This is a genomic window from Paenibacillus sp. JL3B1040, assembly GCF_057063165.1.
On sequence record NZ_CM169317.1, the window covers coordinates 4,553,871 to 4,579,554 of the forward strand.

At 55.7% G+C, this 25,684-nt stretch carries 23 protein-coding genes and 1 riboswitch; of the genes, 2 read left to right on the forward strand and 21 right to left on the reverse strand.

Features of this window, described 5'->3' with window-relative positions; translation table 11 throughout:
• Nucleotides 1-4 precede the first annotated feature (4 nt).
• From ACZF99_RS20760 to ACZF99_RS20815, 12 genes are all read right to left on the reverse strand, one after another.
• Nucleotides 5-985, reverse strand: a complete 981-nt coding sequence (locus ACZF99_RS20760) for an ABC transporter ATP-binding protein (RefSeq protein WP_483606858.1) — start codon at nucleotides 983-985, stop codon at nucleotides 5-7.
• Nucleotides 957-1,988 (reverse strand): ABC transporter ATP-binding protein, encoded by a 1,032-nt coding sequence (locus ACZF99_RS20765; RefSeq protein WP_483606859.1) that lies wholly within the window; start codon nucleotides 1,986-1,988, stop codon nucleotides 957-959. Before ACZF99_RS20765 ends, ACZF99_RS20760 begins: the two co-directional genes overlap by 29 nt.
• Before the next feature lie 48 nt (nucleotides 1,989-2,036).
• A complete protein-coding gene (locus ACZF99_RS20770; protein ID WP_483606860.1) occupies nucleotides 2,037-2,882 on the reverse strand; it encodes an ABC transporter permease in 846 nt (281 codons plus the stop codon).
• Between the two features lie 7 nt (nucleotides 2,883-2,889).
• Nucleotides 2,890-3,840: an ABC transporter permease gene (locus tag ACZF99_RS20775; protein ID WP_483606862.1), complete on the reverse strand. Its 951-nt coding sequence runs from the start codon at nucleotides 3,838-3,840 to the stop codon at nucleotides 2,890-2,892.
• Between the two features lie 62 nt (nucleotides 3,841-3,902).
• Complete coding sequence (locus ACZF99_RS20780; RefSeq protein ID WP_483606863.1) at nucleotides 3,903-5,513, reverse strand: ABC transporter substrate-binding protein; 1,611 nt, start codon at nucleotides 5,511-5,513, stop codon at nucleotides 3,903-3,905.
• Between the two features lie 307 nt (nucleotides 5,514-5,820).
• Nucleotides 5,821-6,342, reverse strand: a complete 522-nt coding sequence (locus ACZF99_RS20785; RefSeq protein ID WP_483606864.1) for a YfiT family bacillithiol transferase — start codon at nucleotides 6,340-6,342, stop codon at nucleotides 5,821-5,823.
• A gap of 32 nt (nucleotides 6,343-6,374) precedes the next feature.
• On the reverse strand, nucleotides 6,375-8,762 hold the full coding sequence (locus ACZF99_RS20790; RefSeq protein ID WP_483606865.1) for a histidine kinase: 2,388 nt from the start codon (nucleotides 8,760-8,762) through the stop codon (nucleotides 6,375-6,377).
• Between the two features lie 86 nt (nucleotides 8,763-8,848).
• The gene (gene kdpC, locus ACZF99_RS20795; protein WP_483606866.1) at nucleotides 8,849-9,421 is read right to left on the reverse strand and encodes a K(+)-transporting ATPase subunit C; all 573 of its coding nucleotides are present in this window, start codon (nucleotides 9,419-9,421) and stop codon (nucleotides 8,849-8,851) included.
• A 26-nt stretch (nucleotides 9,422-9,447) separates the two neighbouring features.
• A complete protein-coding gene (kdpB, locus tag ACZF99_RS20800; protein WP_483606867.1) occupies nucleotides 9,448-11,475 on the reverse strand; it encodes a potassium-transporting ATPase subunit KdpB in 2,028 nt (675 codons plus the stop codon).
• Between the two features lie 27 nt (nucleotides 11,476-11,502).
• Nucleotides 11,503-13,155, reverse strand: coding sequence for a potassium-transporting ATPase subunit KdpA (gene kdpA / locus ACZF99_RS20805; protein ID WP_483612860.1), 1,653 nt, complete (start codon nucleotides 13,153-13,155; stop codon nucleotides 11,503-11,505).
• A 51-nt stretch (nucleotides 13,156-13,206) separates the two neighbouring features.
• Nucleotides 13,207-13,287, reverse strand: a complete 81-nt coding sequence (gene kdpF / locus ACZF99_RS20810; RefSeq protein ID WP_483612861.1) for a K(+)-transporting ATPase subunit F — start codon at nucleotides 13,285-13,287, stop codon at nucleotides 13,207-13,209.
• Nucleotides 13,288-13,387: 100 nt separating this feature from the next.
• A complete protein-coding gene (locus ACZF99_RS20815; protein ID WP_483606868.1) occupies nucleotides 13,388-13,813 on the reverse strand; it encodes a hypothetical protein in 426 nt (141 codons plus the stop codon).
• A 171-nt stretch (nucleotides 13,814-13,984) separates the two neighbouring features.
• Nucleotides 13,985-14,167: riboswitch (cyclic di-AMP (ydaO/yuaA leader) on the reverse strand.
• A 281-nt stretch (nucleotides 14,168-14,448) separates the two neighbouring features.
• Here ACZF99_RS20815 and ACZF99_RS20820 point away from each other — a divergent pair.
• Nucleotides 14,449-14,880, forward strand: a complete 432-nt coding sequence (locus ACZF99_RS20820; protein ID WP_483606869.1) for a hypothetical protein — start codon at nucleotides 14,449-14,451, stop codon at nucleotides 14,878-14,880.
• A 103-nt stretch (nucleotides 14,881-14,983) separates the two neighbouring features.
• A complete protein-coding gene (locus ACZF99_RS20825; protein ID WP_483606870.1) occupies nucleotides 14,984-16,486 on the forward strand; it encodes a DUF4274 domain-containing protein in 1,503 nt (500 codons plus the stop codon).
• A 167-nt stretch (nucleotides 16,487-16,653) separates the two neighbouring features.
• Here ACZF99_RS20825 and ACZF99_RS20830 read toward each other — a convergent pair whose 3' ends face one another.
• The 9 genes from ACZF99_RS20830 to ACZF99_RS20870 form a co-directional block, all read right to left on the reverse strand.
• Nucleotides 16,654-17,445: a nucleotidyltransferase domain-containing protein gene (locus tag ACZF99_RS20830; RefSeq protein ID WP_483606871.1), complete on the reverse strand. Its 792-nt coding sequence runs from the start codon at nucleotides 17,443-17,445 to the stop codon at nucleotides 16,654-16,656.
• A 40-nt stretch (nucleotides 17,446-17,485) separates the two neighbouring features.
• Complete coding sequence (locus ACZF99_RS20835) at nucleotides 17,486-17,821, reverse strand: cupin domain-containing protein (RefSeq protein WP_483606872.1); 336 nt, start codon at nucleotides 17,819-17,821, stop codon at nucleotides 17,486-17,488.
• Nucleotides 17,818-18,396, reverse strand: a complete 579-nt coding sequence (locus tag ACZF99_RS20840) for a DUF4269 domain-containing protein (RefSeq protein ID WP_483606873.1) — start codon at nucleotides 18,394-18,396, stop codon at nucleotides 17,818-17,820. The genes ACZF99_RS20835 and ACZF99_RS20840 overlap by 4 nt, the downstream gene beginning before the upstream one ends.
• Before the next feature lie 212 nt (nucleotides 18,397-18,608).
• Complete coding sequence (locus tag ACZF99_RS20845; RefSeq protein WP_483606874.1) at nucleotides 18,609-19,214, reverse strand: class I SAM-dependent methyltransferase; 606 nt, start codon at nucleotides 19,212-19,214, stop codon at nucleotides 18,609-18,611.
• Nucleotides 19,215-19,233: 19 nt separating this feature from the next.
• Complete coding sequence (locus tag ACZF99_RS20850; RefSeq protein ID WP_483606875.1) at nucleotides 19,234-19,929, reverse strand: DinB family protein; 696 nt, start codon at nucleotides 19,927-19,929, stop codon at nucleotides 19,234-19,236.
• 148 nt (nucleotides 19,930-20,077) lie between these two features.
• Nucleotides 20,078-20,890 carry a VanW family protein gene (locus ACZF99_RS20855; protein ID WP_483606876.1) on the reverse strand — a complete coding sequence of 271 codons (813 nt, stop codon included), beginning with the start codon at nucleotides 20,888-20,890 and terminating at the stop codon, nucleotides 20,078-20,080.
• Nucleotides 20,891-21,249: 359 nt separating this feature from the next.
• Nucleotides 21,250-21,957, reverse strand: coding sequence for a DUF1961 family protein (locus tag ACZF99_RS20860; RefSeq protein WP_483606878.1), 708 nt, complete (start codon nucleotides 21,955-21,957; stop codon nucleotides 21,250-21,252).
• Nucleotides 21,944-24,184 (reverse strand): glycoside hydrolase family 88/105 protein, encoded by a 2,241-nt coding sequence (locus tag ACZF99_RS20865; RefSeq protein WP_483606879.1) that lies wholly within the window; start codon nucleotides 24,182-24,184, stop codon nucleotides 21,944-21,946. Before ACZF99_RS20865 ends, ACZF99_RS20860 begins: the two co-directional genes overlap by 14 nt.
• A gap of 13 nt (nucleotides 24,185-24,197) precedes the next feature.
• The gene (locus ACZF99_RS20870) at nucleotides 24,198-25,466 is read right to left on the reverse strand and encodes a hypothetical protein (RefSeq protein ID WP_483612863.1); all 1,269 of its coding nucleotides are present in this window, start codon (nucleotides 25,464-25,466) and stop codon (nucleotides 24,198-24,200) included.
• Nucleotides 25,467-25,684 lie beyond the last annotated feature (218 nt).

Below are 25,684 nucleotides of genomic sequence, written 5' to 3' on the forward strand. Positions count from 1 at the left end.
TAAATTATTTATCCTGATACAGATGACATGCAACGAAATGCTCCGGCGCGATCTCGGTAACCCGCGGTTCCTCCTGTCTGCAATGATCGGTTGCAAACGGGCAGCGCGAAGCGAACTTGCAGCCGGCCATGTTGTTTAGCGGACTAGGCGGTTCGGTCTGAACAACCGGAACGGAAAGGTTGCGCACCTTGGGATCCGGCACCGGAATCGCGGCAAGAAGAGCCTGCGTATAGGGATGGGCCGGGTGCTCGTACAGTTCATCGCTGGGGGCCGTTTCGACCAGCTTCCCGAGGTACATGACCCCGATGCGATTGGAAATGTGCCGCACCATGGATAAATCGTGGGCGATGAACAGGTAAGTCAGCCCGTACTCCGCCTGCAAATCCTCCAGCATGTTGACGACCTGCGCCTGGACGGAAACGTCCAGCGCGGAAATCGGCTCGTCGCACAGGATGAACTCCGGATTGACCGACAACGCTCTGGCGATGCTGATCCGTTGGCGTTGGCCTCCGCTGAATTCGTGCGGATAACGGTCCGCATGCTCCGCTTTCAGGCCGACTTTTTCCAGCAGCGTCAGTACCCGCTCCCGATTCTCCTTCTTGTTGCGGAGTCCCTGAATGCCCAGCGGCTCGCTGATCAATTGGGATACGTTCATGCCGGGATTCAGCGAGGAATACGGATCCTGGAAGATCGTCTGCATTCTTTTGCGGAAAGGCTTGAGCTGCCGCTCGTTCATCTTCGCGATATCCTGCCCATCGAACCATACGGATCCTTCGGTAATATCGTACAGTCTGACAATGCTGCGTCCCGTCGTGGACTTGCCGCAGCCGGATTCGCCCACCAGTCCGAACGTTTCGCCTTTGTGAATATGAAAGCTGACATCGTCCACCGCTTTCAGCCAGCCTTTAGTCCCCCCCGGTCCTTTGCCGGAGGCAGGAAAATACTTTTTCAGTCCTTTAACCTCCAACAACGGCTGATCGCCCATCGGAATCCTCCTTCCGTGTCTTGGTGTCATTGCCTTCCGCTTCCTGGCCGATCCAGCAAAGAGCGCGGTGTCCCGAATCCGTTTGCCGGTATGCCGGCAGGGTCTGACAGATACTTCCGGCGTACGGGCAACGATCTATAAACGGACAGCCGGCCGGAGGCTCCAGCATATCGGGCGGCGAACCTTCGATCGCTTCCAGGCGTTCCCGCGTCCCCGACACCGATTTTGGAATCGACTTCAGCAGCCCTTGGGTGTAAGGATGCAGCGGGCTCTCGAAAATTTCCTCTACCGTGCCTTCCTCCATGATGAGCCCGCCGTACATCACGATCACCCGGGTGCAAACCTGGGCGACTACGCCCAGATCGTGGGTAATGAGCAGGATCGACGTGCGGGTCTTCTCCTGCAGCTCGCGCATCAGGTTCAGGATCTGCGCTTGAATTGTCACGTCCAGCGCCGTCGTCGGCTCATCGGCGATGAGCAGCTCCGGCTTGCACGACAACGCCATGGCGATCATCACTCGTTGGCGCATCCCGCCGCTGAATTCATGCGGATATTGCTCCATCCGCTGTTCGGGCGAGGGGATGCCTACGTCCCGCAGCAGTTGGATCGCCAGCTTGCGGGCTTCGCCTTTGCTGATCTTCTGATGCCGCAAAATCACTTCCGTCAACTGCTTGCCGACCCGAATGACCGGATTGAGCGAGGTCATCGGATCTTGGAAGATCATCGATATCCGATTGCCGCGGATTCTTCGAAGCGTTTTTTCGGGCAGGCTCAGCAGGTCTTCATCGTGAAACAGCACCTTGCCGGCGGTAATCCGGCCGGGAGGCTGAATCAGTCCCATGATCGATTTGGCGGTAATGCTCTTGCCGCTGCCCGACTCGCCGACGAGGCCAAGCACCTCGCCTTGATTTATCGCAAAATCGATGCCGCGCACGGACTGAACTTCCCCCTGTTGCGTCATAAAAGAGGTTTTTAGATTTTGGACGGTTAATAGCGTGGTCAAACGTCTCACCCCGTTTTCATTCAAATTCCTATGCTGCTTGGCACATCATCAGCGCTTGCTCGTTTTCGGCTCGAAGGCCGTCCGGAAGATGTCGCCGAGAAAATTAAACGACAGAACGGTTAACAGAATGAATACCCCCGGAAAAATCGCCATGTACGGCGCGTCGCTGATAAACCCTTGCGCGTCATTCAGCATGCTGCCCCAAGAGGAATTCGGCTGCTTGATGCCAAGCCCCAAAAAGCTGAGCGAAGATTCCATCAGGATCGCCGAAGCGATATTCATCGTGGCCGAAACGATAATCGTAGGCATGATGCTCGGAATGATGTGCTTCATGATGATCCCGAACGCGCTTTGCCCGGACACCTTGGCGTACAGCACGTATTCGCGCTGCTTGACGGATAACGTCTCCGCCCGTACGATACGCGAAATATTCATCCAGCTCAACATGCCGATGATGATCACAATCGCTCCGATCCCCGGTCTAAGATAAGCATTTAATATCAGCATCAAAAAAAACGAAGGAATCGACATCAACACGTCAACCGCACGCATGATCCAATTATCGAGTCTTCCTCCAAAGTAACCGCTGATCGTTCCAACGGCCGTGCCCAGCGTCACGGAAATGGCCATCGCCAGGAAGCCTACGCTCAAGGAGACCCTTCCCCCATACAGCGCTCGGGCAAAATAATCCCGTCCGTAGTCGTCCGTGCCGAACCAATGGGCGGCGCTTGGCCCCTGCAGCCGATCCATCACGACGATCGCGTTCGGATCGTGCGGCGCCAGAAAAGCAAACACGGCCGCCAAAACGAAGATAGCCAATACGCCCAAGGCGGCGATCCCGGCTTTCTGCTGTTTGAACTCGGCAATCATCATACGCCATCGCAACTTATTCATCGTTCGTTCACCCCGCTGTCTTTATGCGTGGATCGACCACACCGTATAATAAATCCGCCGCCAGATTCCCGAGGACCAGCATGACGGAGGTCAGCATGGTTATGCCCATAATGACCGGATAATCGAGCCCGGTCACGGCGGTAATGCCAAGCGAACCCATCCCCGGCCAGGAAAATACGGACTCGGTAATAAAAGCTCCGGCAATCAGCTCGGGCAGCGACATCCCCAAAATCGTCACGACCGGGAGCAGGACATTACGGAAAACATGACGCCATAAGACGGTATTTCGCGTCGACCCGTAAGCGTATTGAATCTGCACGTAGTCCTCTTCCAACTCGCTGATGGTGCTTGAACGGATATAGCGCATATACATGGACACGTTGATAAAGCACAGCACCGTTACCGGCAAAATTCCGTGTTTGATGATGTCCAATGCCGAATCGACGCCTACTGTCCGCATCCCCATGCTCGGCAGCCAGTGCATTTTGAAGGAAAACCAGAAAATGAGCAAAATCCCGAACCAGAAGGCCGGAATCGAAATGCCGATATAAGAGAACAGGCTGAGAATCCGGTCTACCGGACGGTTTTTGCGGGAACCCGCATACAGACTCAAAGGGATCGCGATAATTAAAGACAATAAGAGCGCCGTTCCCATCAGGCCGACGGTCGCCGGAATACGTTCCACGATCAGAGTCAGAACCGGGCGGTGATTGACCAGCGAATATCCGAGATCGCCCCGGAACACGTTCTTCAGCCACAGCAGGTACTGAACATACACCGGTCTGTCGAGCCCGAGGTTTTGCCGGATCCGCTCCACATCCTCGGCGTTCATATTCGGCGTTACGAAAGAAAGGACCGGATCGCCGGGTGACAGCTTGATTAAGCCAAAGGAAACGATGGAAATGAAAAAGAGCAGCGGGATGGCTTGCAGCACCCGCCGCAGAATGTATCTTTTCAACAGGAATCCCTCCCAAACCAACGCCGGCCTGAACAGGCCGGCGTTACTGAGCCGTTGGCTGATTATTTTTTATAAAGCTTGGACAGATCCTCCAGCATGACGACCGGTTTCGGACGCGCTTCTTCCACCCCGCCGTAGCTGTTGTCGATCGCGACCACCGCTTTGGTGTAGGCGATCGGATAGACGGTCATCTGGTTGGCTACGGTTTGCTGGATCTGCTTATACAATTCCGCCCGTTTCGTTTCGTCGGTTTCCACGGCAGCCTTGCTCCACAACTCGTCGAACGCCGGATCTTTATAATGAGAATAGTTGTAGGCTTCCTCGCTCATGTAGAGGGATTTGTAAGCATCCGGTTCGTATCCCATAATGTATCCGCCGAAGTTCAGCTCAAAATCCTTGTTGTTCATGTCCAGCGTTTTGTTGCCGTAGGCCGTCACGTCCATCGGGAGAAGTTCTACCTCGATGCCTGCGTCCTTCAGCTTCTGCTGAATGTACAGTGCTTGGCTTTCCTGCGGTTTGTTCGTATTGGTGTAAGCCAAGCGCAGCTTCAAATTGCCAACCCCGGCCTCGCTTAACAATTGCTTCGCTTTGTCCAGATTGGAGTCGTATTTCTCGACGTCCGAAGTTTGGTACAGCGTATCCGGCGTCAGAATGGAATAGGCCGGCTCGGCGAATTCCGTAGAAGAATAGGAGGCCGTGATCAATTCGTTGCGGTCGAGCGCATAGGCGATCGCCTGCCGAACCCTTACGTCCTGCATCGCCGGAACGTTCAGGTTGAACACCATGTATTGAAGGCGCCCTTCAGGATAAACCAGCATGTTGAATTTTCCGGTGTCGTTCAACTTCTTGTAATCCTGCGTATCGACCATGCGCATTTGGATTTCGCCGTTTTGCAGCGCCAGGTTGGCCGCGTTCGGATCTTTGGCGATCCGGTAAGTCACCGAATCCAGATGGGCTTTTCCGGCAAAATAATCGTCAAAGCGCTCCAGCGTCACGTATTCGCCCGGACGGTATTCTTTGAATTTAAACGGACCGGAACCGATCGGATTGTCGTTTTTGGCGCTCTTCTCGATATCCGCTTCCCCTTTGAAAATATGCTCGGGGATCGGAAAGAGTTGAACCAGCGCCCCATCGAACGACGCCGACACTTCCGGCAAGACGATGTCGACCGTTAAATCGTCCACCTTCTTCACGGTAACCGGTTTACCATTAAAGATATAATAACTGCGGTTCGGATTGTGCTGATTCTCGTCCAGGATGCTGTTGATCGAAAAGACGAGGTCGTCGGCGGTGATGGGTTGTCCATCATGCCACTTCAGGCCGTCGCGCAATTTGATCGTATAAGTGAGATGGTCCTCGGACACGGTCTCGCTTTCGGCGAGCACAAATGTCTTTTTCCCATCGCTGATATTAAATAACGGAGCGTAAAGCGACTGGTTGATCGTCAAGGTGACGCGGTCCCCGGCATAAAGCGGGTTAAGCGCCTTGGGATCGTCGGACACAGCGATGATAAGCGAGCCGCCGTCCTTCGGCTGGCCGTCCGCCTCCGGAGCGGATGCGTTGTTGCCGGAAGGGGCTGCCGCACCGTTCCCGTTCCCGCTGCCTCCGCAAGCGCTCAACACCATAATGATCGAGATAAGGAGCGTAACGAGTCCTACATGGTTGCGTTTCATAATTATATACCCCCATATGATAGTGTAATAGAGTGTATGAACTAGTATAACAGAGGGATTCAGAAATTCAATCCTTTTTTCCGATTTATTCTATCGGGATTGTTAATATAGGCGATATGAAACGTAAATAAGGGGGCCGCAAGGCAAAACAAACGACGCCGGGCTCGAATATCCGTGACGGACCTCGGGCCAGGCGTCGGAGTAGATAGTTATAATTTGGCACCTAGGCCGTCCGGAAAGTGTCCATGATTAAGAGGATCTTTCCCGTAATGCCTAAAGCCGGCTTCATCCGTATTCACTTTTGTTTTTAGAGATCCAGTTTCGTTCTCAAAGCGGTAATATGCGCGAGATGATGATTTCCGTGCCAGGCGTAGTTGCCGAGATTGTAGGCCAGGCTGGTCGATTGTCCCGATTCGGGGTGATGGAACTTGCGTTCAAAGTCCGCGTCGCCGAGCGATCTCAACAAGAGGGTCCAGCGACGGTGCAGCGCTTCGAGCAGGAGCAGGGAAACCTCGATCTCTCCCTCGTAATCCGCCAGCATCGCCCAGCGGTCTTCAAAATACGGCCGGATCGTTGGCGTCTCCTCCGTGAGCGCCAGTTTAAAACGGGTATAGGCGTTGATATGGCTATCGGCCACGTGATGCACAACCTGACGCAGCGTCCAACCTCCCTCGCGGTAGGGCAGGTTCAATTGGTCTTCGCTCAAACCCGCGACCGCTTGCCGCATACGTGCCGGCAGCGTCTCGATTTCACGTATCCACTGTTCCCGCTGGGCGGCGGTAATTTCGCCTTCGAATGCAAATTTACCTATCGGATATCTAGGGTCCATTTCTAGTTTCGCCTCCTTTATCGTTGATTCTTTTATACTCCATTCGGGCCATCCTGTCGATACGGTTCCGCATGAAACGGGGCTTTTCGTTTTTTCGCTTGGGCGGAAGAGGCAAAACCGGCGACGACCAAGATGTCCATATGCCTGGCAAGCCGGAGCAACGGGCGGATAATCTCTCCTCTCCGAAGCCGCTGCCACCAGTTTCTCCGGGATTGACCGAGGATCATCTGCGTGCTCTTCAATTCGTCCGCCCTGCGAACGAGCGCCTCACCGAGCTTTCGCGTGCGCGCCCCCCTCTGCATCTCGAAGGTTCCGCCCAGATGGCGGGTCAGCTTCTCGATCGCTTGAATCCGCGCCCTTTCCTGCGGAGTCGGCTCTTTGCCATTATGCCGGTAGAAAACATGCCACTTGGCCTTCAACCGGTAAGCGATCCGAAAACCGCGCCGGATCAACCGCTCCGCGTTGGCGCTTAAAGTCACGCCCACGAAGATCGCCTCCTCCCGGTAAGTCGGGCCCCGCAGCGGACTTTGGCGCTGCCACGATTCCAGCCGCTCGTCGACATCGTCGGCGATTTCCCTAAGCGCGAGTTCGCGCAGGGCGATCAGGTTGCCGGTTTTGAAAAAATTCCCGAGCGCCTGGTCCACTTTGTCCATCGCGTAGATTTTGCCTTCCCGCATCCGTTGCTGCAGCGACCTGGGAGCAACGTCGATGAGTTCGACCTCATCGGCCTGGCGCAGGATCGAATCCGGCACGGTCTCCCGGACGCGAACGCCGGTCATCCGTTCCACGGCGTCGTTCAGGCTCTCCAAATGCTGCACGTTCATGGTCGAAATCACCGAGATGCCGGCATCCAGAATCTCCAATACATCCTCGTAACGCTTGTTACGTTTGCTTCCGGGCATGTTCGTGTGGGCAAGTTCATCGATCAGAACGACCTCCGGATGCCCGGCGATGATTGCCGCTGTATCCATCTCTTCCAGCTTCGTCCCGCGATAATCGATGACGGCGCGGCGGAACAAAGGCAGCAAGCCGACCTGGGCCGCGGTTTCGCTGCGTCCATGGGTTTCAAGCAAGCCGATGCGCACGTCGATCCCTTTTTTGCACAAATCGTTGCCTTCCCGCAACATCGTGTAGGTTTTGCCGACCCCGGGGGCCGCGCCGATGTATACTTTAAACTTGCCGCGGCGGATCCTCCCGATTTCCCGGTCCACTTCCGCTTCGCTCAAACGGCGGTAAGGCTCGGCCGCCCCGCTTTTCTCACGGGTTTTGGCCGGCATAATGCGCTCCCCTTCGTTGTCGGCTCGGTCGGCAATGATAAAGATATCCATGTTCCTTGTTTTCTTTAAAATGTCGCCGATGATCGAGCCATGCCAAAATTCCTGGAGCCGGCTTTGCTTGGAATGGCCCAATACGATCCGGGTTACGCGGTTTTCCAGGGCAAAGCGGACCAGCAAATCCGGCAGTTTCCTTCTGTTGGACATGGGGAGTTCCGCAAATTCGGCCTCCACCTTCTCCACGAGTTGCGTCAACGAGCGTTTGAAGGCTAACGCTTCCGGGGACAACCTCCAGCGCGGATTCACGAACGTCACCACCAGCAAATCGCCGTTCAGCCGCCTCGCGATCTGCTGGCCCCGCCGCACGTAAATGGAACCGTTCCAGTGATACTGCGCAGATACCAGGATCCGCTCCGCCACGCCCGCCGCGCCAATCAGCCCCTGTTCCTCCCGGTGTTTCTCCAGCGTATCATTGACGCCTTCGGCCATCCACCGCAGCGCCAACTCGCGCAACACGCTCAAATTCCCCCGGTTGAAGACGGCCTTATCGGGAATATTGCGCAGGTTCCCGTCCGCCAGCCGCTGCAGCAGCGTTTCCGGCGAGACGTCGATTAGCCGCACTTCGTCGGCCAGCTCCAGCGTGTCCGCCGGAACGGTTTCCTTGACCTGGATCCCCACCAGTTTTTGAACCAAATCCGTCATCCCGTCCAATTCATAGATATTTACGGTCGTGATCACGCTGATGCCATGGCCAAGCAAATGATTAATGTCTTGGAGACGGTTTGGAAAAGGGGCTCCTTCCCGGTTGGTGTGCGCCAGTCCGTCCACCAGCACCACCTCGGGATTGCGCCGGACCAAGGCCTCCAGATTCAAGTCCTTTTTCTCCACGCCGTCTTTCTCCCAGCGGATGCTCGGAATTCGCTCCAATCCGGCCAGTTGCTCCGCCGTCTCCGGTCTTTGCAGCGTCGACACGGCACAAACGATCACGTCGATGCCCTCCGCATGCAGCATCTGGCCTTCCCGCAGCATATGGTAAGTTTTTCCCGATCCGTTGACCGCCCCGACGTACACCTTTAGGCGTCCCCGTTGCAATTCGCAGATCGATTTGAGGATTTCCTCCGGCGTCTTTCGTTTGAAGCTGCGCAAAACCTTTTCCTCCCCTATTGCTTTCGCATATAAAAGCACCTATACCCTGCCTGAAAAATTACTTTTCAAGCAGGGCGTCGGCCGCTTTATTGCGCTGCCTTCTTCTGAACTTCGATATTTAGCTCCAGCACGTTAACCCCCGGTTCCCCCAGAAAACCGAGCTCGCGTCCCCGGGTATGCTCCTGGATCATTCCCTCCAGCTCCTCCACGGAAATCCCCGTGGCTTGGCTAACCCGCGGAATTTGCGCCTGAGCCGCTTCCGGGCTGATCTGCGGATCGAGGCCGGAAGCGGAATTGGTGATCAGGTCGATGGGCAGCCCGCTCACCGGCACATCCGGATTCTCCCGCTTCCACGCCTCCACGGCGTACGCCGTCCGCTGCAGAATGTCGGCGTTGGACGGCGCATAATTCGGCGAACCCGAACCACCCGCGTCATAATCGATGCTCGAGACCCGTCCATGGAAGAACCCCGGGGCCGTGAAGCTCTGGCCAATCAGCTTCGAGCCGATCACTTCATTATTTTCGTTGTAAACGAGGCTTCCATTTGCCTGATCCGGCATGGCTGCTTGAGCAATCCCAAGCACGACCAGGTGGTACAGCAGCCCGCAAAGCACCATCAGCACGAGGCTGGCACGCAGCGTTATCCATATATTTCGCATCGCTCATTCCATCCTTCCGAAAGATATCAAATCCACATGTGGACCAGCAGATCGATGATTTTAATGCCGGCAAACGGCACGATCACCCCGCCCAGTCCGTACACCAGCAGGTTGCGGGCCAACAGCTTGGAGGAGCTCATCGGTTTATAAGCAACGCCCTTCATCGCGAGCGGAATCAAAAGCGGAATGATGATCGCGTTAAAGATCAGCGCCGAAATGATCGCCGAGTCGGGGGAACCCAGCCCCATGATGTTGATGGCTTTCATCTCGGGAATCGCCAGCATGAACATCGCCGGGATAATCGCGAAATATTTGGCAATATCGTTGGCGATGCTGAAGGTGGTCAATGCCCCGCGGGTCATCAAAAGCTGCTTGCCGATCGACACGACCTCGATGATTTTGGACGGATCGGAGTCGAGGTCGACCATGTTGGCGGCTTCCTTCGCGGCCACGGTGCCGCTATTCATCGCGATCCCTACGTCCGCCTGCGCCAACGCAGGGGCGTCGTTCGTGCCGTCGCCCGTCATCGCGACCAGCTTGCCCTCGGCTTGTTCTTTGCGGATGACCGCGATTTTGTCTTCGGGTTTGCTTTCCGCGATAAAATCGTCCACGCCGGCTTCGCGGGCGATCGTCGCCGCCGTCAGCGGATTATCCCCCGTGCACATGATCGTTTTGATGCCCATTTGCCGCATCTGATCAAACCGTTCGCGCATACCGGGCTTCACGGTATCCTTCAAATGGATCAAACCGTAAATACGGTTATCGACCGCCACCGCGAGTGGCGTGCCGCCGGCCGTCGCGATCGCGTCGCTGTTCGCATCCAAATCCACAGGAATTGGCCCACCTTGGGCGCCAACCCACTTCTTGACCGCATCCACCGCACCTTTGCGGACCTTTCGACCGTCGCGCATATCAATGCCGCTCATGCGCGTCTCCGCCTTAAACTCGATGAACTCCCCGCCGTCGGCAAGCTGCGCGTCATAGGCGAGACCTTGCTTTTTCATCAATTCCAATACCGAGCGCCCCTCCGGCGTATCGTCCTTGACCGAACTGATCGCCGCCCAGGCCGATACTTCGGCCAACCCGGCTCCGCCGACGGGCACGAATTCGCTGGCCATCCGGTTCCCGAACGTGATGGTCCCCGTTTTATCCAAAATGATCGTGTTGATGTCGCCGGAAGCCTCGACCGCTTTCCCTGACATCGCCAGAACGTTAAACTGCGTGACGCGGTCCATGCCCGCAATCCCGATCGCCGACAGCAAGCCGCCGATCGTGGTCGGAATCAAACAGACCAGCAGGGCGATCAAAATCGGCACTTCCAGTTGAACGTTCAGGTACTGCCCGAAGAACGGCAGCGTGACGACCACGATCAGGAAAATCAGGGTCAAACTGATCAGGACGGTGTTCAGCGCAATTTCGTTTGGCGTTTTTTGGCGTTTGGCTCCTTCCACGAGCGAAATCATCCGGTCCAGGAACGATTCCCCGGGATCGCTGGTGATCTTCACTTTGATCCGGTCGCTGATCACCTTCGTGCCGCCGGTCACGGAGCTGAAATCCCCGCCGGCTTCTTTGATGACCGGCGCCGATTCGCCGGTGATGGCGGATTCGTCGACAGAAGCCAGCCCCTCGATAACTTCCCCGTCGCCCGGAATCATTTCGCCCTGGGAGACTACGGCAATATCACCTTTGCGCAGTTCGGTGGAAGGAACCTGTTTCACTTGCTGGCCTACCAGCTTATTCGCCATAATCTCTTTTTTCGTTTTCTTGAGCGAGTCCGCCTGCGCTTTGCCGCGGCCCTCCGCCAGGGCCTCCGCGAAATTCGCGAACAAGACCGTAATCAGCAGAACCAGCGCAACCGTCAGGTTAAAGCCGCGGGACACGCCGCCTCCGAAAGCGTTCGGCACAAAGATCAGCAAGGTGGTGATCAGAAACCCGACTTCGACGACAAACATGATCGGGTTGCGAATCATGACCCTTGGATCGAGCTTAATAAATGATTGTTTCACGGCGCTCCGAACGATCTCTCCGGAAAGCATCGTTTTTTTCTTACTCATGCCCGTTCCTCTCCTTTATTCAACGCGCTAAGGCTTCAATGTGAGATACTCGGCGACCGGTCCCAGCACTAGCGCCGGGAAGAAGGTTAAGGCGCCTACGATCAGAATCGTGCCGACGAACACGCCCGCAAACAGTCCCGTATCCGTGCGGAACGTGCCGACCGTTTCCGGTACCGGCTTCTTCGCCGCAATCGATCCCGCCACCGCAAGCAGCGTCACGATCGAGAAATAGCGGCCGAGGAACATCACGATGCCGGTGGCGATATTCCAGAATGGCGTATTGTCGCCAAGCCCCTCGAACCCGGAGCCGTTGTTGGCCGCCGACGAAGTGAATTCGTACATCGCTTGGGTCAGGCCATGGAAACCGGGATTGGAGATCGTATCCGGATCGCTGGCCAGAGCCAAAGCGGTCGGAGCCAAAATCAGCAGCGGATGAATCAGCAGCGTCACGGCGAGCAGCTTGATCTCTCTGGCTTCCAGCTTCTTGCCGAGAAACTCCGGCGTCCTCCCTACCATCAGGCCCGACAGGAACACCGCGATCATCGCATACATCAAAACGTTCAGGAAACCGGCGCCCACACCGCCGAAAACCGTATTCAGCATCATGTTGGAAATCGCCACCAACCCGCCGAGCGGCGTCAGCGTATCATGCATCGTGTTGACGGCCCCGGTTTCGGATGCTGTTGTGACGGTGGCATATAACGCGGACTGGGCCATGCCGAAACGGACTTCCTTGCCCTCCATGCTGCCTTGGTCATGCTGGTTTCCCATGGCGTTCAACGCCGGGTTGCCGGCGCTTTCCGACGCCAGCGCGACGCCCAGCATCACGATAAACATCATCAGCATCGACACGAACAAAACGCGACCCTGTTTGGTGTTTCCAACCATTTTCCCATAGGTGAAAGGAAGGGATGTGGTGATGAGCATCATCAGCAAAATTTGCAGCAGGTTGCTGATTCCGCCCGGGTTTTCAAACGGATGGGCCGAGTTGACGCCGAAAAATCCGCCGCCGTTGTTCCCCAGCTCTTTGATCGACAGGAACGAAGCGACCGGTCCCCGGGCGATATGCTGCTCCGCCCCCTCCAGGGTATGGGCCACCGCGGACGGCTCGAGGGTTTGAGGAACTCCCGCAGCCACGAAAATCAAAGCCGATACCAAGGCGACAGGCAGAAAAATCCGCGTAATCGAACGGATCAAGTCGACGAAGAAATTGCCGAGCGGCTTGCCGGCCAGCCCGCGAATAAACGCGATGGCCGCAGCCAACGCCGAGGCCGGCGCCGTAAACATCAGGAATACGATCGCGATCATCTGCGAAAGATAGGACAGGCCGCTTTCCCCGCTATAATGCTGCAAATTCGTATTCGTCATAAAGCTGATCGCCGTATTGAAGGCCAGCGTCGGCTCCATGTTCGGCACTCCGCTTGGATTCAACGGCAGGAAATGCTGTACCCGGAAAATCATATAGACGATGAGAATCATCCCTGCATTACTGAGCACGATGGACAAGGCGTATTGTTTCCAGGTTTGATTTTCCTGGCGTATGCCGCTCATTTTGTAAATGACCTTTTCCAAAGGTCCAAACCACCGGTCCAAACCGTTATTGCTATAATCGAAAGCCTTCGCCAAATACAAACCCGCCGGTTTGGCGATGAGAACGACAAGCCCCAGCGTCACGATCATGGCGATCCAACTATAGATAGTCACGTCTTATCCCTCCGAACGACAACGTTTTTAAAATTTTTCCGGATGAAGCAGCGCATAACCCAGGTAAACGAACATCGCGGCAATCATGATACCAAGCACCCACATCATCGTTCTCCACTACCTTCCGAAATCGCTTTGGACGCCCACGAAACCAGACCAATCATCATCAAGGTTAAGAGGATCAAAATGCCCAACATATAAATATCCGTCATTGTCCGTATGCCCCTCCTTTTTTCTCTTTTTGCAAAATAAACGAGACGTCTTTCCCTTTCGTATAAATTACGAAGTCCGCTCCCAGCCCTTTGTAGACCGCGCCCGGGTTTATTCTTTGCGTGATGATGTAGATTGCCTTTGAAGTCCACGGGCGGCAGAATTGCAAATACCGGCAAGTCAATGTCAGCGATTCCTCGAAAATATACACGGGTCCGATGGAGATTTCCGGTACCATTTGATTTTTGCGCTTTGTTGTATCCACCAGAACGACATGCTCTATTCCCCGCTCCATAGCCTCTTTGCGGCTTTTGGAGTTGTTGACCATCAGCGCAAACGGGATGCCGCGGAATTTCATAGATTTGATAAAATCGGCGGCCAAGGCATTCGGGGCCGTCACAAGCGCATATTCGAGCTTGCACATCTCTGTTCTTTTCCTCCTAAACTCTCCTGAATTAGCCATCAAAAAAACTTCAGTTTGTGAAATTATTGTAAATTTCCTACTCTTTTGTTAATGTAAGCAATCCGCATTCTTTCATTAAAGAGCATAATAAAGCCACAGAGGATTTCCCTGTGGCCTATGATCACAAGCTCACCATCCTCTCTCCCAACGCTGACGAGGTTAGCTGTCGGATTCGGGCGGTGAGAGTCGCCCTACCCTTGCGGCAAGCGCTGCTGCCGCAAGGGATTCACCCCGGACCGTTCCGCCGACTCTCACATCGGCACCGGTCGTTTGGGTCCCCCGTTTTCCGGATCGGAAATTAAGCGATACAGAATGTTCTATTGGATTCATTTCATGAGACGAATATTACGCTTACGGCAAATCTTTGTAAAGCAAAGCCGAATGCAAAAAAGAGATGAAAAACAAATTGTTTCCGGCATGTTTAGCGTTTCAAAGGACAAAAGAATCCTTTCTCGACGATTTGCTCCCTCGCAGACCCTTACTTGAAGGTTTGCCTAAGGCTTGTCGTTCGAGCAATAATTAATCTCTTTGCCCTAGCTAAAGTACAAAATGCAATTGATTATTTCTGGGGATGGATTGAAAATAAAGAAGATTGAATGACGGTTCTGTCGCTTATGAGCGAAACAGAGCTAGAACAGCTCGGGCGGGAAATGCTGGAGGCGGAAAAGGATTCAACCCGTGTGTTGGATTACCAAGTCATCGGACCAAATTCCAAGAAAACACCCGCAAGGTTTCTCCTTTCCCCCAGCTACGCCTGCCTGTGGGGCGGCTATCCTCTGGTTATTTTAGTGCGCCTTTCCGATGTCGCGAAAATTCACGCGGAGGAGGAGGGCAAAACAGCGGTCACACATGGAGCAAAAAACACCACCTATCGCAGCTTTCATCTGCATACCATCCTCTTTTACTACAAGAACTCAGAGCAGGATGGGGACAACGGCATGGTTTTTTTTGACAAAGCGATTCGGGACAAGGTGTTTGAGATGCTTCAAACTCAGTGTTTTGGCGCAGCAAGGAACCCCGGATCTTAACCCTGCTTTCTGGCCGTTGTGATATCACAGCTTCTCCATGCCCGCCGAACAAAATGTATGATGCAGACATGGGTACAATCATCTTACACAAGGAGTTTTTCATATGAAGAAGGATCGAAACACCTCGCAGAATGGGGAGAACCCTGAAAACAGGACGGATTTTCAAGACTTGCTTACGCGTGCAAACGGCAATGATTTGCAGGCGCAGCATGAACTGGCTCTGTGTTATTATGCCGGTGACGGTACAAATCAGAATTATGAATATGCTGCCCATTGGTTTACCCGCGCTGCAAACATGGGACATATAATAGCGCAATACCATCTCGGAGTTTGTTATGAAAACGGCTTTGGTGTGGAGCAGGATTTACGGCATGCGGCAGAGCTTTACCGCGCAGGCGGCAAGAACGGCGATACGGAAGCTCGAGAGAACCTGTGTCGCATGGCGGAAAGCGGGTTTGTGTTCGCACAGCTCCAGATGGGGCGTGCATTGTATCATGGGCATACCGAGGAGGAGGACAAACAGCAGGAAAACGCCCAGGCTGCCCTATGGTTCCAGCGTGCGGCGGAGCAGGGAGATGCCGAAGCACAGTACCTGCTTGGGCGCCTGCATTATGAAACCGGCAAAGAGCCGGACAGCCTGCAAACGGCGGTGCAGTGGTTTGAAAAATCTGCCGAACAGAACCATTTGGAGGGGCTTCGGAATCTGGCCTTATGTTATGCCTTTGGGGACGGAGTGAAAAGCAGCAAAAGCAAATCACAGGAGCTTTACCGCCGTGCATTCCCCATTTGTTTGGAACTGGCCGAGCAGGGCGATTCGTCAGCAATTGCGTTGATGGCAAAATCTTATTGGCTTGGCCAAGGTGTAAAACGCGATTACGCCTTGGCTGCGCAATGGTATGAAAAATCTGCGGCATTCGGAAATTTAGAGGCCATGTGCCGCCTTGGCGAATTCTACGAACGCGGACAGGGCGTACCCAAGGATGCTGCAATCTCCGCAGAGTGGTACCGCAAGGCTGCAAACAGCGGCAGTCCATACGGACTATACAAGCTCGCATTTTTTTACGAAAAGGGCTGCGGTGTGGAACAGGATCTGGAGAAAGCCTATGCTCTCTATTGCACTGCCGCCGATTGGGGCAGCGGTGATGCCGAGGAAGCGCTGGGACGCCGGTTCGGGCACAAACCACGGTGGAAGATATTGGCGGAGGAACATGCGGAACAGAAGCAAAATCCCCGTCTGATGTCCAACGAGGAGGAGTACCGGGAGTATAGCCGCAGGCTTGAACGCTACAACTGGGACGATGGATTTACCTTTCCCCAGTCGTTGTTGAATGATTCCGGCTGCGATCTTGCTCTTGCGCTGAAGATTTTCTATCTGGCGGATGGCTACAGCTATTTGCATCGCTTTTTGGGCCAAGAGCCAGTTGGCTCGGAGCAGTGGCTGAAGTTTGTAGAAGCTCTGTACACAAGGATTTTGGAAAATCATTTTCCAGACACGGAAAGCCTCTTTCCCGGAGAAAAGCACTCTTGTGCGCTTCCCCTTTCCAAGGTGCAACGCTTTCGTTTGCGCAAGGCAGGCGTTCCTGCGGTGTTTCTGGAGAATTTATAACAGGCAGAGGGGGACGCATGGATAGATGGATCAAGATAACTGCAGGAGGCTTTTACAATTCGTTGGCTCCAAACGCGAATTTACCGAAAATCAAATGTACTTTTGCGCTTGCCGCAAAAAAAGATGAAGACCTCCCCCAAATAGGGCGGCCTTCGTGTGCGTATCAGCTAAATGTCGCCGATCGGCGTTGATCCGTGTTGCCAGTTCAATTCGCTGTCCTCCACAAAGCGCGAAGGCCAGCTCCGACCGTCGTCGCCCCAGTCGGCGAACGTGCGGACGGACTGGTAAAACGCCTCGATATGCTCGCCCGTCGGCTCCTTCAACACCCGGTCGATCAAGCGCAGGAAATCGTCGGGCCGGCGGGGCGCTTTCTCCAGCACCTTGAGGAACCATTTATGATACGGATACAGCATTTCATTATGCGTCAAGATCAGCCTTCCGCCGAATAAGACCAGGTTATTGACGGCATGCCGCAGCAAATAAAGGTTGTCATGCTTGAAGGCTTCGGCGGAATACCATTTCCACGCCTCCAGTTGGGCCAGGAAACGGGCGGCGTTCTCCTGCTTTCGTTCCGCGGGATACCGGACGATGTCCGCGAGCAGCTCCTCCAACCCCGCAACCCTTGAAAAGGCGACGATCGCGCCTTCAAAGGCAAAACGCGCCGGCTCGCTCCCCTTTTCGGCCACCTGCCGCATAAATTCGTAAGAGATATATTTTCCGTCCACATACCCCGACTCGTAGTCCGTCGATTCATTTTCCCAATACGTCGTTTCCCCGGTGCTTATTCGCCGAGCATAATCCTCCTCGGAAACCACGATCATCACGTCCACGTCCGAGGAGGCTTTCGCGAATCCGTGGGCGATGGAACCCGTAATCAGCAGCGCCAGGGTATCCTCCCGGGCAGCCAGCTTGTCGGTTAGCTTCTTGATCGATTTGGCATGATGCGGATACATCTTCATGAACGTTTCTCCTTTCCGTTCTCCGAGCGTCCGGTGCCGGTCAGGCCAGAACCCGGTCGCCCCGCGTATTCGGCTGCGAAATCACGAGGAACTCCAACTCCCCCGCCGATAGATTTAACACTTGGTGTGCCAGCTCCGGCTGGACTTCGATGCCTTCGTGGGGATGAAGCACATGCCGGGTCCCCTCGATTTCGATGTGCATGCAGCCGGACAAGACGAAGAAAAACTGCCTGGACTCATTGTGAAAATGCCGGCTCTCCCGGGTATCCGGGGGCATTTTTTCATGAATGATGCTGCAGTCTTCCCGGTCCATCAGCCGCCAGCCGTCGCAATTTCCGCCCCAAATGTAATGCTCCGCGTTGTTTTTGCTGATCATCCCGTCCCGATCCTCTCTTCGATAAATTGGCGCAGCCGCGTATCCTCCCAATCATACATCGCCAGCAGCGCTTCATACGGATCGCCGTCCAGCCGAAACACCGCGCCGAAAGCCGGCTCCGTCTTCAAGCCTTCCCGCTTGCGTTGTCTGACGGCCCTTGCGGCTTCCGGGCCCGCCAATTCCAGGATTCGCTGCTCGATGACCAGATGCCTGTAGGCGTTTTGCTCCGTCACCGGCTTCGGCTGGCCGAAGATCTCGAACGCAAAACCGTGAAACGTAAAGTTCGCGACCGTACGCAGGAGGCCGCCGACGGTTTTGCTGGAGCAGGCGTAATCCCGGCATGCCCCGAAATGGAGCTGCAGCTCCGCGGCAAACCGTTTGGCGTCATGGACCTCGCAGATGATGTCCAGGTCGCTTTCGGGCAAATCGATGCCCAGCGGAATCGTCCCGGCCAACACCGGATGATACGGAGCCAGCTTGTCGGCGATCCCGAGCTCCGCCATCGCCTCGTAAGCTTTACGTTGACGTTCGTTTCCTTCCAACAAGTACGTCATATCCAAGAAACGGTTCGTCATCGTCACGCCGCCTCCAAATCAATGGGTTTCGCCTTTTTTTACAATGATATATCGCAATCTATACTTCTTCGTGTTGTTTTGCTGAAAAACATCACTTGCATGGTATACCGTCCGGCTCGGCTGTTTCCCCCAAATCATGCCTTCCGCAGCAAATCGCCGATCCCAATAGGAGCTCAATTTTTCCACCTTCCTCACGATCTGCCGCTTCGCGGCTAAATTCCGGGCTTCGCCCGAAGCAATTGGACCATATCCATCCAGTAGCCCTCCGCCGCGATCACGTCAAGTCCGGCCTGTTCGGCCAACTGCCGGATATTTCGCGTTTGGTGGCAGCCGTATGCCCGATACAAAAGCGGATCCAGCGTCTTTTGCAGCACGGAAACCAAAAGGCTGGAACTGATGCCATGCTCCAACAGAAGGATCTCTCCCTCCGGCTTGCACCAGCGGCGGATTTTCCGCAGGAGTTCCAACGGCTGCCGGTAACTGCAGAACGAGAGGGTCGAGATGACCGCATCAAAAGAATGCTCGGCAAAATCCGCCTCCTCCATATCGGCGCACACGAAATCGGCGTTCACCCGCAAATGCTCGGCCCTGCGTTTGGCTTTATCCAGCATGGCCGGGCTGAAATCGATAGCCGTGATCTGCACGCCGGGCGGATAATAAGGGAAATTCGCCCCCGCCCCCACCGCCAGCTCCAGCACGTTCCCCCGGGCATGGCGGAGCAATTGCTGACGCCACCGGCTTTGGGCCAGGCTTTCGGTGCGGCGGTCATACTGATTGGCCTGCTTGTCAAAAATGCGGACTAGCTTCTTCTTATCCACCCCATCCCCCCATGGAAACTTATTTTTGGAGCCGCTGCTTGATGCGAATCGCTTTGTTCAGATGCAGGAAGTTGTGCCGGGTCGCCGGCATCAAGATCAATCCGGCATAGGTCTTCTTCCCCCAATAATCCAATAGCCAATCCGCTTCCGGCTTCACCGCGTGTTGGGCTCGGAGTCTTTCGATTCCCGCCGCCGGCACCTTGCGTTTGAATTGTCCCGGCTCCAGGCCGCGGACGATCTCTCTCGTCCTTCTCCCCACTTCGACGCGGTATTTCCATAGAGCCTCCAGATCGATGGCCGCGCTGAGTTCGGCGACCTCTTCCTCCGTCATACCGTTGCCGGTATGTAGACAAGATATATTCAGCTGGTTTAACCAATCGCCCTCTTCAAAAACTTGTTCTCTCTCCCCGATCAGCACGTTCATGGTCATGTCTTCAATACGGGCGATATGCCATAAATGCCAAAGAATCGAGTTTTTCGTATCCGGCGCTTTCACCGGGTACTGGCGCAGCGTATTCTCCGTCGCTCCATCAAGCAGTCCGTCTTCAAGCGTGTTTAACTTAGCGTCCTCGGCATCCGCCATTTTCGACGCGTATAACCAAGCATGCTGGCTCAAAAATAGCTCCACTGCCCGCTCATGCGCTCTCGGATTCTGCAGGAGCACGGTCAACCGCTGATGATTCGCGTTCCACAGCTTTCTTTGCCCTAAATCCAAAGTTCATCCCCCTTTCGGGCTTATCGCGGCAGCCCCGCGCGATGAATTCCACAGCCGTTCCACGCCAAGTAACACCCGATCGTCAGTCGTCATTACGTTCATGTCCTTTCATGGCGATGGGGCAGGTGTTTCCTGATGCCGGAGCGGATCAGTCCGCATTGCCGCCCTGCTTCAAAAAAGGCGGGTACATCATCAATGCATGGTTCTCCGTAATTAACTCGTCCGCGATCCGTTCGTTGTCGGGATTATAGATTTTGCGAAAGATCCGGTTGTGGCGAACGTATCCGCCCCAAGCCTCCTGCGTGATCCGATGATCTTTTTCGTAAACCTCGTACCGGTACGAGGGCTCGTCCTCCGATCGCCATTCTCCGACCAGATGATCCGAGGTCAATTGAAGCTTAAGCTGATAGGGGTGCTTCGTACGATTGCAGATCTGCAAATCCAAATAGTTATAGGCGCAGGTCGCGCCGCTCCCGAAAGGCTGCGTTCGCCCCGCGTCCGGAAATACGTCGTAACTGTGCCGATGCCGTTCCGTAACGATCAGGGGAGTATGCAAGGTCATCCAATAGATCAAATTCGATAATTGGCATAACCCTCCCCCAACCCCGGGCTGAAATCCCCCGTAAAACAACACCATTCCCTCCACATACCCTTTCCTGCGGGTAGGTTTGCCGATTAACTTCCAATAGGAAAAAGTTTCGCCGGGACGAATGAGGATGCCGTTAACTCGGTCGATGGCGATACGCAAGTTGTTGATTTTATTATGCTGAAGCCACATATCTACATCCTTCAAGCGCCGCAAAAGCGGGGTTTGATGCGTAAAGACCCGGTATGCGAGCGGCTCCTCCGACCTGACTTTAGCGAATTTCACTCCACCGAACTGCCATTCCAGGTATCTTCGACACGTGAAAAAATGCTTTCCCGCGAGCAGCCGCAGCCTGGATCTTGGGACGGGTCGCATCGTTTCGCCTGCACCTCCTATGAACTTCCCTTTCCATACTTTATTCGCGATCATTTCGGCGGATACCTGCTGCAAAGCAAAGAAACACACCAACTAGCGGTGTGTTTCTGGGTCGGCTGTGAAAAATAACTGCAGGAGTGCATCTGTTTTCACCAATATTCGGGTTTTTAAGGAAATAGCTGCAAGAATGCAGTTATTCTCAAGGAAAAGGCCAATTTTCTCAAAAACGCAGAAAATAACGGTACCTGTGCAACTAATTAGCCGTTTCGATGAGAAGTTGAGGAAATAACTGCATCTACACACTTATTTCGATGATTTCATGCAATTCGGCCCATGCTTGTTAGTGAGGCAAGGGAAGGTCACGGCCCATATACCGTCAAATCCGAATATTCCGCAATCAGCGGGGCCATCTGGCGAAAGCCGATTTTCCCGCCGGCCAGCGGCGGACCGTAAGAAAGCCCGTCATCCAGCCACGAAAACACGATCAACTCATTGATCGCAAACGTGATGGACGGGCCTTCTTTGACAAGCAGCATCCGATAGCTGTCCGCGGCATCGGCAACCCCCGGCAAGGGGTCGGCGCCCTGCGCGACCAGATGGAAGCCGTAGCTTTTACGCAAGTTACAGGTGTGGAAACTGCGCTCCTCGGCCCACATGCGGCGAAAATACGAGACGTGATAGGCATCCATCGCCCCGTGGTGATACTGATCGTATTCGCCCGTGCGCGGCGGCAGCGCCGGATCGAACAGGTCCCTCCCCTCCGCTCCCCGGGCGCCAAAAAACAATATCGCCAGGCCCGGCTCCCGGATCGGCCGGAACCGCCAGGACACCGCCATCTCCGCGGGAAACTCCTCGGGGCACCAGTACACCAGATTGGCTTTTTGCCCTTCCCCTGCGCTCCGTCTGCTCTCCAGGCGCATCCGGCCGAGAGGAAAGGTTACGGCTCCGTCGCCCTCCATTCTAAACCCCGCCGTATCCTGCGAGGACTGGAGCGGATTGCCGTACAGCAAACGCCAGCCTTCGGGAATGAGGGGGCCGCCGTTCATCCGGTTGTCAAGATTCGCCATCCCCGCCGGCCTCCTTTCCGCGCAGCAGCTTGGCAACCTCAATCCCCGCCAGCAGCACGATGCCGATTCCGTGGGTATCGTTCAACTGCCACGTTAATTCGTCCTTGTAATAATACTTGTTGAAAGAATAGCCGGACCCTCGGCAGACTCCGTAGACGTTGCCGTACTTGTCGATGCAGTTCTCGGTCAACCCGCGCCATCCCCGCACGGCGGCATCCAAATAAGCTTCCGGCTCCTTCAACCAGCCCTGGCGGACGCCCCGGGCGAACGCGTAAACAAACATCGAGGTGCAGGACGCCTCCTCATACGATTCCGGGTCGGTCAACACCTGATGCCACAGCCCGCTTGTTCCCTGCAGCCGCAAATAACCTTGGCCAAGCTCCCGATAGAATGCCAGCAGATCCGGGCGAAGCACATGCTGTCCGGGCATGACCGACAACAGCTCCGCCAGCGAAAAAACGACCCAGCCGTTCCCTCTCCCCCATGCCACTCCGTTCGGCATGCCGAACTTCATGTCGTAGACGTGGTGCATAATACCGAGCTCGGGCATCAACAGCTTTTCCTTATAACGCAAAAACTGGGCGGCCGCATCCTCCAAATAAGCCTCATCTCCCGTCAACTCGTAGTATTTGCTTAAAAACGGCGTGCTCATATACAGGTCGTCGCACCAAAGGGTGTCCTGCATAAAATCGGTCGTCCCCCGCGCCCGGTACAACGTTCCGTCCGGCAGGCGGTCCTGCCCGCGGCCGATGTAGCGGGCGATATGCGCCGCTGTCTCGGCGGCTCCCCGGATCGGCCGCAGCTTGTTCGCCTCCAGCATCGCGGCGCCAAACGAACCGCAATCGTCCAGCGAATCGATCATCGCCAACTGGTGGTTGATGCCGGGGGCTCCGTACCGATCTCGGTCCCACAGCGCATACGCGTGCAATTTACTGCACGCTTCGATATGCCCTGCCGCGTATTGGACGAAATGCGGAGCGTCCAGCACCTCTCCCGTTTGCAACAAACCGTAGAGCGTCACCCCCAGCGGATAATTCCAGCGGCCGTACAACGGGCTTTCCGTAAAAGGTCGGACCCAGCTGTCCGGTCGGTCAAGGCGCCAAAACGTCGCCTCCTCTCCTTGCCCCAGCAAGGCATCCATGACGGTGACCTTCGCCGCCTCCGGAGCCTTTCCCCCGGAAAAAGGCCCCGCAAACAGCCACGTTTCCGTCATCCCTTCCACGGGATAGGGCTTGATCAGGCGAACGCGATCGCGCCCGTCGTTCGGATCGTCTCCGGCACCGTCCATTCTCGCAGCCTCACCGGTATCTTCCGCTTCCCTCGCTTCGTCAATCGCAAACCCCCAATTTCCGCCGCCGCAAACCGACTCCACCACCAAATCATGCGTACCGTAGCCGATGCCGCGCAACGTGAAGTCGATCCGCCCCCTTTCCTCCGCGCCGCGAAATACCGGACGACCGTCGACATAAACGGTCACGCCGCCCTCATACCGGCCCGCGATCCGTACGCTGCCGGCCGGGAACCTCAACGTCTCCAGCTTGCACCACGCAAACGCCTTGTCGCCGGGCCCCGCTTCCGGGCCGAACAGCCGGGTAAAGCAACCCGCTTTCAGCTCATGCGGCGACCATCGGTCTTGGGGATACCACCTGTCAAACACTTGATTGCTCCTGTCCCAGGGTTCCGGCTGCGGCTCGCTGTAGACCCATCCCTCGCAGCCGTACCGTTCCGGCGTCGGATTCAACACATGCAGCGGCGCTCCTTTCACGCTGCCCGTGCCGAACACGCCGCCGCAGCCGGTGCCGACCGCCGTGAATTCCAGCACGATGTCGTTCCGGCCTTTTTTCGTCTTCGCGCGAAAGAAGGCTTTCCGGTCGGGAAATACGTCATCGTTCAAATTCGATTGAAAGGCGAGCCCGCCGTTGACATAAATTTTGACCGGGCTGTAGCAACTGACCGCAAAAGGCGTTTCCCCCTCCTGCTCCCCCCACAGCATCCCCCATACGTACACGAATTGTCCCGGAGACAGCTCCGGCCAACGGCGGGCCAAATTCATCTCGTAACGGCAGTCCGCCAACCGCCGGAACCCGCGCCGCGAGTGGACGCGGTACACCGGAGGCTGCGGGGGATGGGCTCCGGTGTACCTTCCCGCCACGGCGGACAATACCGGCTCGATGCGGCCCGCCGCAATCCGAGCTATCGCTTCGCCTTCGTGAAAATAAGCCGACATTGGTGCCTCCCCCCTACTTCCATTCGATTTCTCCCCCAGGGTACAGGGTGGAATTATACAGCCGTTTCGGCTGCGGAAGCCGACGAAGCGGCAGGGATGCCTGTTCCGGGCTCAAGCTGCCCCCCGCTGACGGTCCAAAGTCACCGGAAGCGGCGGCAAACCAAGCCCCGCTGATCTCCAGCGGTTCGCTCGCAAACAGGACGGCCCGTTCGTCGTCGTAAATGATCACCTGTTCCGTCCCCCGGCCCAGCAAATCGCCATGAACCGCATACCCCTCATGATCCAATTGCGCAACGATCCGCTGCTCTCCGTCATAGAGAGCCGGGTACACGCCCCCGCCGCGGCGGTACGCCAAAATATAGTCCGGCGCCCCCGGGAACCAGCCGCTTAACGTTTCGGCGATCGTCAGCCAGCCGCTCGTTTGCCGCTCCTCCTTCCACAATTCACGGCCTTCGGCATCGAGCAGGAACAAGGCGTCCTTGCCCTTTAAGCCTTTTCCGTCATCCTCCCGAACCATCCGATCCAACCCGGCGATCTGCAGACCCGGCAGATCCGGCCTGAATTTGCCGAGGGCGATGTGCTGCGACTCGATCGAACCTTCGTACCGCCACAGTTCCTCGCCTTCCCGGCTGTACATTACCGTCACGCTGCCGCCGATCACCAGTTCGGGAGCCCCATCGCCGTTGACGTCCCCGACCCAAATACAGTCCGCATGATCCGCCAAATTCCGGCAGCTCCACAGCACATGGCCTTGGGGGTCCAACAAATCGTATCCCGCCATCACCTCATCGCGGCCGTCTCCGTTCAAATCGCAGGCCCAAGGATAATGCCCCGTGTTCCCCTCATGCGTCCATAGCAGCTCGAAATCGCGGTTCAGGGCCCAAATCCGCCGGTACCGGTCCTTCAAAAGAATATCGGAAGCGCGCTCCCCGCCGCTCAAATTGGCGATGACGATGCAATCATGCGCTTCGGGATCCGGCAAATCGTAAATTTTTTTCACCGAACCGTCCTCGCCGGACAGCACATAAAAACGCCCGTTCATTACGCACAGCACTTCCAGCTTGCCGTCCCCATCCAGATCATAGATTTGGGCCGGGTAATCCGAACCTTGACTGCCCGCCCCGGGATCGGGTTTGCCGTGCTGCCACAGCAGCCGTCCGTCCAGGTCAAACGCCGTCAGGCACTGTACCTGATGGGGGATGTACCGCACGTCCTGACGGTTGTCGGACTGAACGAGCAGCATTTCCATCCGGCCGTCGCCGTTCAGATCGCCCAGCAGCATTTTGCAGCGCGGTCCGGCCGCCGAAATGCCGATTTCCGCCAGCCGGTATGAAGTTTGCCCGTTCGCTGCGCCTCCGGTGCGGCTTCCTGCCTCCAAACGCATTGCCTCCGCACGAGTTTCCGTTCCGTTCGTCATTCCCACATCGACCGCTCGCCGATTCACCGGCTCGAATCCCATCGTTACTCAACCTCCCCTTCAATAAGTAAAACGTTCGGCAA